We start from the raw sequence: 5773 nt of genomic DNA, 5'->3' as shown, positions 1-5773 counted from the left end.
CGTCGAGCTGATTTGCCCTCCAGCAGGTCGAGCTTGCATTCGGGATCGGCTGGCGGTCCGAGGTGCGTGCATCCGCGCGGGCAATCCTCGATCGCCGCAGCGAGATCCGAGAACGCCGCCACCACGTTCTCGGGCGAGATGTGCGCCAGACCGAACGAACGGATGCCCGGGGTGTCGATCACCCAGCCGCCACCGGCGAGCGGGAGTGCCACCGATTGCGTCGACGTGTGCCGGCCCTTGCCGACGCCGGATACGATGCCGACCGCTCGATTGGCATCGGGGACAAGGCGATTGACCAGTGTCGACTTTCCGACGCCGGAATGTCCGATCAGGGCGGTCAACTTGTGCTCGAGGATCTGCGTCAGTTCGTCCAGGGGATCGTCGCGACCGGCGACGACCACTTGGATGTCGAGGTCGGCGAACGTGCTCGCGAATTCCTCCGGCGGTTCGAGGTCGCTCTTGGTCAGGCAGACGATCGGCGTCAGGCCACCCACGTAGGCGGCGACCAGTGCGCGCTCGACGAAGCCGGTGCGCGGTGGGGGATCGGCGAGTGCCACGACGATGAGAAGCTGCTCCGCGTTCGCGACGACGATACGTTCGAAGGGATCGGTGTCGTCGGCGGTCCGTCGCAGAACCGTCGAACGCTCGGAGACCCGGACGATGCGCGCCAGGGTGTCGGTTTTGCCCGACAGATCGCCGACTATGTCCACCTGATCGCCGACGACGATGGGGGTTCGGCCAAGTTCGCGGGCGCGCATCGTGACGATCAGCCGGTCGGGATCGCCGCCGAGGACGCAACCCCAACGGCCACGATCCTTCGACACCACCATCCCCGATTCGGCCGAGAGATGTTCGGGCCGAGTCTTCGTACGGGGGCGGGATCCGCGCCCGGGGCGTACCCGGACGTCGGACTCGTCGTACTGCCGCGGACTCAGAAGCTTGCCTTCGGTGTCGCCGGCGAACTCTCGAGCATGTCGATCCACATGTTCTCGAAGCCGGGCAGTGTCTTGGCGGTGGTTCCGACATCGTCGACGTCGACGCCGTCGACGACCAGGCCGATGATGGCGCCGGCTGTTGCCATGCGGTGGTCGGCATACGAGAGCCATTGTCCGCCATGGAGTTCCGCGGGAACGATCGTCAGGCCGTCATCGGTTTCGGTGACGGAGCCGCCGAGTTTGTTGATCTCGTCGGCGAGGGCGGCGAGACGGTCTGTCTCGTGCCCGCGCAGGTGCGCGATTCCTCGTAGATGCGAGGTGCCCTCGGCGAGAGCGGCCAGGGCCGCCACGGTGGGGGTCAGCTCTCCCACGTCGTGGAGGTCGATGTCGATGCCGCGCAGTTTCTCCGGGCCGCGGACGGTCAGGACACCATCGGCGAGAGTGACGTCGGCCCCCATCGAGGCGAGGATCCCGCGGATCGCGTCGCCGGGTTGCGTCGTCGACGACGGCCACAACGGCACGCTGACGGTTCCGCCGGTAACAGCGGCAGCGGCCAGGAACGGTGTGGCGTTGGAGAGATCGGGTTCGATCGCCCAGTCCACGGCGCGCACCGGCCCCGGTGCCACACGCCAGGTGTCCGCGTCACCGCCCGTGGCTGGCGTCGTCACGGAAACTCCGGCCTCGCGGAGCATCTCGACGGTCATGTCGATGTGTGGCATGGACGGGACGGGCTTGCCGTCGTGGTGAACGGTGACACCCTCTTCGAACGCAGCAGCCGAGAGCAGGAGACCGGAGACGAACTGCGACGAACCGGATGCGTCGATGGTGACCGTCCCGCCGCGTAGGGATCCGGTTCCGGTGACGGTGAACGGGAGTGCGTCACCCTCGATCCGAGCGCCGAGACCGCGCAGTGCTTCCAAGATGGTGCCGAGCGGTCGTGTGCGTGCTTGCTCGTCGCCGTCGAAGTGGACGATGCCGTCGGCCATCGCGGCGAGTGGCGGCAGGAAGCGCATCACGGTGCCGGCCAGGCCGCAGTCGACCTCGCCGCCGCGCAGGGGTCCAGGGGTGATGCGAAGCGTGGTCGCATCACCGGCTTCCTCGACGCCGATGCCGAGGTCACGCAGAGCTGCGATCATCAGGTCGGCGTCACGGCTGCGGAGTGCACCGGTGATCGTGGACGGGCCATCCGCAAGTGCGGCCAGAATCAGAGCTCGATTGGTGATGGACTTGGATCCGGGCAGCGTCACCACTGCATCGACGGGTGCTTGGGCCCTCGGGGCGCTCCACAGACTCAGACTCACATGGTCCATCTTCTCTCATCGGTGGGGGAATGGTCGAAACCGTGCCACCCTGGGTGTCATGTGCGGAAGGTATGCGACCACAGCGGACCCGGCCACCCTGGCGGTGGAACTCGATGCGCTCGACGAGACCGACCACTCGGCGCCCGTCGAAGCCGATTACAACGTGGCCCCCACGACCGAGGTGTTGACCGTCGTCGAACGCCACGATCGGGAGAACCCCGACAGCGATCCGACCAAGAGGATTCGGCGGATGCGGTGGGGATTGGTGCCGTCGTGGACCAAGGAGCTGGGCAAAGGTCCGGTCCTGTTCAACGCCCGCGCCGACTCGCTGGCGGAGAAGCCGGCGTTTCGGACCGCCTTCAAGTTCAAGCGTTGCCTGGTCCCCATGGACGGGTGGTACGAGTGGCAGACCGAGGCCAGCGGCGGGAAAAAGGCAGCGAAGATTCCTTACTACATGCACCCCGACGACGGATCACGGCTGTTCATGGCGGGCGTGTGGTCTGCCTGGCGGGACCCGAGGGTCGAGAACGCGAGCCCCGTCCTGAGCTGCTCGATCGTCACGGTCGACTCTCTCGGTCACCTCGAGCAGGTTCACGACCGCATGCCTCTCGCCCTGCCTCGTGACCGCTGGGAGGCGTGGCTCGATCCCGACAACACCGTCGATTCGGCTCTGCTCGAACCGGTACCGGACCTCTTCGAGCGGATCGACGTCGATCGAGTCCGGCCGCTGGTCAACAGTGTCAAGAACAACGGGCACGAGTTGATCGAGCCGGACGTCGACCGTGCCGGCGAGCAGATCAGCCTGCTCTAGTGGTCAGCCGAGAGACCAGGTGACGGTCACCTCGAACGAGACCTGCTGGGTTCCCGGGGCGAGAACCATGTCGGACATCGAGGCGTCGGGAGCGCGCATGGTCTGACCGCCACTCGTGTCGTGTGCCTCGGTGATGGTCACGACGTTCTCGAGCGACGTACCGGACAGATCGGCGTACTGCTCGGCACGGTTCTTCGCGTCCTCGAAGGCCCGGGTGCGAGCGTCGGCCAGAAGCTGAGAGTCGTCGTCGATGGCGAAGGCGACGTTGCCGAGCCGTGCCGCGTTTCCGCCCGCCGCGATGCCGGCGTCCAGGACAGAAGAGGCTTTGTCGAGATCGCGGACGACGATTCGTACCGAGTTGGTCGCCCGGTAGCCGGTCACGTTGCCGCCGACGAACGGTCCACCACTGGCGTCGTACTGCGGCTGGACGGACAGATCGCTTGTCTGTACGTCCTCGGGGGCCACCCCGGCGGCGACTATCGCGTCGATCATCTGACGGGCCTTGTCATTCGACTCGGAGACCGCCCCCGATACGTCCGGGGCAACCACCTCGATGCCGATGTCGGCATTGAGGATGTCCGGCGCTCCGCGGACCTGCCCTGATCCGACTACTGTGACTTCCTTGGCGGCATTGTCCGAACTCCCGCAGGCCGTCAGCGAGACGGTGAGGGCTGCCGTCGCAGCGGTCAGTGCAAGAGTTTTCAGGTGTGGTCGCATGGTGAGACCGTAGCGACCGGATACTCAGCCCGCCGTGATTTGCGCCGTGACCGCGCCACTGAGCTGCGCTAGGTCCGTCGGAGCCAGCTCGATTTCGAGCCCGCGTCGGCCGGCGCTGCAGAGAATGCGGTCCCAGTCGAGCGCCGACGCATCGATCACTGTCGGCAGTTTCTTGCGCTGGCCGAGCGGTGAGATACCGCCGAAGACGTAGCCGCTCGAGCGCTCAGCTTCGGCGCGATCGGCCATGACGGCTTTGCTCGCACCGAGGGCAGCGGCTGCAGCCTTGAGGGAGAGCTTGTCCGGGACCGGCAGGACCGCGACGGCGAGCTTGCCGGTGTCGAGTTTGACGACCAAGGTCTTGAAGATCTGTGCGGCCTCGACGCCTGTCGACTCTGCCAGTGCAGTGACCGCCTCGTCGCCGAAAGATTCGGCGCGAGGATCGTGGTCGTAGCTGTGGACGCGGTGCGGTGTCTTCGACTTGTCGAGAAGTACGGTCGCAGGGGTCGCTGTTCCGGCCATGAGGAACACCCTATGTGGATCGCCGACAGGTGCATCCGACCAGGCCGGGAACAGAGTCGCTGACTCCCGTGTTGGTACCAGTTGATGAAACTTGTCCCGAGAAGCGAAGGAGCGACCGTGCTGGCTGTGTGTGAGCCACCACCGGCCCGTGGGTCGGATCTTCAGTTGGCGGTAACCTTGATCCCTACGGCTAGTGAAGGGATCAGAGTGCTGGAACACGACCGGCCCAAGGACGAACCGTCAGAGGTAGCTGAACCTATCGACGGCGCAGTGTCCGAAACGCCCGAAACTGCGGATGAGTTGATTGCCCGGTTCGAGCGCGACGCGCTCCCGCTGCTCGACCAGTTGTACGGCGCTGCCTTGCGTATGACGCGGAATCCCGCTGATGCCGAGGATCTCGTGCAGGAGACGTACGTCAAGGCGTACACCGCTTTCCGCTCGTTCCGTGCCGGTACCAACCTGAAAGCCTGGCTGTACCGGATTCTCACGAACACCTACATCAACTCGTACCGCAAGAAGCAGCGCCAACCCGCGCAGTATCCGACGGACGAGATCACCGACTGGCAGTTGGCCGCCACCGCCGAGCACACTTCGACGGGGCTGCGATCGGCCGAGGTGGAGGCGCTCGACGCGTTGCCTGACGACGACATCAAGGCGGCGCTGCAGTCGCTTCCCGAGGAATTCCGTATGGCCGTGTACTACGCCGATGTCGAAGGATTCCCGTACAAGGAGATCGCGGAGATCATGGGCACACCCATCGGAACGGTGATGTCGCGACTGCACCGTGGTCGCAAGCAATTGCGTGGTCTTTTGGCCGATGTCGCAAAAGACCGGGGATTCAATCGGGACGGCGCGGTCGACACAGCCACAGTCGCAGCCACCGAGACGGAAGGTGTCACACGATGAGTGAGCAGGACGAATTCGAAAGGCTCGACTGCTCGGCAGTCATCGCCGACGTCTGGTTGATGCTCGACGGTGAATGCGACGATTCGAGTCGTGCTCGCCTGCAGCGTCATATCGACGATTGTGGATCGTGCCTGGAGGCCTACGGGATCGAGGAGAAGGTCAAGAGCCTGATCAATCGTAAGTGCGGTGGGGACCACGCGCCGGAAAGCCTGCGTCAGCGGCTCACCGTCGAGTTGCGTCGGACCCTCGTCATAACGACTACCGAAACCGACAGCTAGCCCGTCAGCGAAGATCTGAGCGGCAGCAGTCGGAAGGCAGTAACGCCGAGGGGCGGGGAAGCAATGCTTCCCCGCCCCACGGACGTTTTGTTGCGCTACATTTCAGGCGTTTGGACGCTTGCCATGGTTAGCGGCGTTGCCCTTACGGCTGCGCTTCTTACGACCACGCTTACCCATGATTGGTCTCCCTTCTGTTTCTTTCGCGTCATTGTTTCACGCCGATGCCGGTGTGGTTCCATTGGCAGGTCGATCGAGTGATCCGTCGACGTATTTTCGTGGTCAGAGTGCAGTTCCGACAGAAGTGAG

At 64.8% G+C, this 5773-nt stretch carries 8 protein-coding genes; 3 read left to right on the top strand and 5 right to left on the bottom strand.

Annotated features, from left to right (window positions below; all coding sequences use genetic code 11):
* Together rsgA and aroA are read right to left on the bottom strand one after the other, a co-directional pair.
* On the bottom strand, positions 1-983 hold a 983-nt coding region (gene rsgA, locus RWT78_RS27570; protein WP_314682345.1), incomplete at its 3' end, for a ribosome small subunit-dependent GTPase A.
* A complete protein-coding gene (gene aroA, locus RWT78_RS27565) occupies positions 932-2245 on the bottom strand; it encodes a 3-phosphoshikimate 1-carboxyvinyltransferase (RefSeq protein WP_314682343.1) in 1314 nt (437 codons plus the stop codon). The genes rsgA and aroA, both read right to left, overlap by 52 nt.
* 49 nt (positions 2246-2294) lie before the next feature.
* On the opposite strand from aroA, the gene RWT78_RS27560 reads away from it, so the two are divergent.
* On the top strand, positions 2295-3047 hold the full coding sequence (locus RWT78_RS27560; RefSeq protein ID WP_314682340.1) for an SOS response-associated peptidase: 753 nt from the start codon (positions 2295-2297) through the stop codon (positions 3045-3047).
* Between the two features lie 3 nt (positions 3048-3050).
* Here the strand turns inward: RWT78_RS27560 and RWT78_RS27555 are convergent, their stop codons facing one another.
* The gene (locus tag RWT78_RS27555) at positions 3051-3764 is read right to left on the bottom strand and encodes an SIMPL domain-containing protein (protein ID WP_314682337.1); all 714 of its coding nucleotides are present in this window, start codon (positions 3762-3764) and stop codon (positions 3051-3053) included.
* Positions 3765-3788: 24 nt separating this feature from the next.
* Positions 3789-4283 (bottom strand): Cys-tRNA(Pro) deacylase, encoded by a 495-nt coding sequence (ybaK, locus tag RWT78_RS27550; RefSeq protein ID WP_007731205.1) that lies wholly within the window; start codon positions 4281-4283, stop codon positions 3789-3791.
* 207 nt (positions 4284-4490) lie between these two features.
* Here ybaK and RWT78_RS27545 point away from each other — a divergent pair, with 207 nt between their 5' ends.
* Positions 4491-5189 carry a sigma-70 family RNA polymerase sigma factor gene (locus RWT78_RS27545; protein ID WP_054782092.1) on the top strand — a complete coding sequence of 233 codons (699 nt, stop codon included), beginning with the start codon at positions 4491-4493 and terminating at the stop codon, positions 5187-5189.
* On the top strand, positions 5186-5467 hold the full coding sequence (gene rsrA / locus RWT78_RS27540; RefSeq protein WP_314682333.1) for a mycothiol system anti-sigma-R factor: 282 nt from the start codon (positions 5186-5188) through the stop codon (positions 5465-5467). The genes RWT78_RS27545 and rsrA overlap by 4 nt, the downstream gene beginning before the upstream one ends.
* A gap of 102 nt (positions 5468-5569) precedes the next feature.
* Here the strand turns inward: rsrA and RWT78_RS29260 are convergent, their stop codons facing one another.
* Complete coding sequence (locus tag RWT78_RS29260) at positions 5570-5644, bottom strand: 50S ribosomal protein bL37 (RefSeq protein ID WP_022597109.1); 75 nt, start codon at positions 5642-5644, stop codon at positions 5570-5572.
* Positions 5645-5773 lie beyond the last annotated feature (129 nt).

It is taken from the genome of uncultured Rhodococcus sp. (genome assembly GCF_963525155.1).
Classification (GTDB): Bacteria; Actinomycetota; Actinomycetes; order Mycobacteriales; family Mycobacteriaceae; genus Rhodococcus_F; species Rhodococcus_F qingshengii.
This window is presented reverse-complemented; position numbering and strand designations above follow the sequence as displayed.